The 894-nt window shown below is 68.2% G+C and carries 1 pseudogene; it reads left to right on the forward strand.

Annotated elements, in window-relative coordinates:
* Nucleotides 1-257: 257 nt before the first annotated feature.
* A pseudogene (locus J7528_RS23565) lies at nucleotides 258-894 on the forward strand (C4-dicarboxylate ABC transporter); the annotation flags it as partial.

The raw sequence follows: 894 nt of genomic DNA on the forward strand, positions 1-894 counted from the left end.
GGGCGCCAGCGTCCTGTCGCGCAATGTCGTGGCCGCCAGCCTGGCCTCGGGCGCGCTGGTCGAAGCGCCGTTCCCCCTGCCGCCCCGCGCCTTCTTCGTGCTGCGCCACAAGGCCCGCTACCGGAGCAAGGCCGGCGACGCCTTCCTGGACGCGGCAAAAACCGTTCTCTAAAATCGAACATTAATACACAAAGAACGCGTTGGATCGAATGATCCAGGCGACGCATCACTGGACCGTTCCTGCAAACGGATCCCCGATGACCTTCCTCGCCCCCGCTCTGCCCGCCCCGCTCCATCACCTGGACAGCCCGCGCGAGGTCGTGCGCCAGTTCACGCCCAACTGGTTCGCCGCCACCATGGGCACCGGGGTGCTGGCGATCGTGCTGGCCCAGGCGCCCGGGCTCAAGGGCGTAGGCCAGACCCTGTGGCTGCTGAACATCGGCCTCTTCGTCTTGTTCACCGCGCTTTACGCCGCCCGCTGGATCCTTTTCCCCCGCGAGGCCCGGCGGGTGTTCGACCATCCGGTGATGTCGATGTTCTTCGGTTGCGTGCCGATGGGCCTGGCGACGATCGTCAACGGTTTCGTCCTCTACGGACCCGCCCTTCTGGGCCCGTCCGCCATCGACATCGCCGCCGGGCTCTGGCGGATCGACGCCCTTCTGGCGGCCGCCTGCGGCCTGATCGTGCCGCTGCTGATGTTCACCCGCCAGGACCACGGCCTGGACCAGATGACGGCCCTGTGGCTGCTGCCCGTCGTTCCAGGCGAGGTGACGGCGGCCAGCGGCGGCCTGCTGATCCCGCACCTGGCCGACGCAGGCCACAAGCTGGATGTCCTGGCCGCCAGCTACGCCTTGTGGGCCATCTCCGCGCCTCTGGCTCTGGGCGTTCTGGTGG

The sequence above is a fragment of the Caulobacter sp. genome (assembly GCF_017744445.1).
Classification (GTDB): domain Bacteria; phylum Pseudomonadota; class Alphaproteobacteria; order Caulobacterales; family Caulobacteraceae; genus Caulobacter.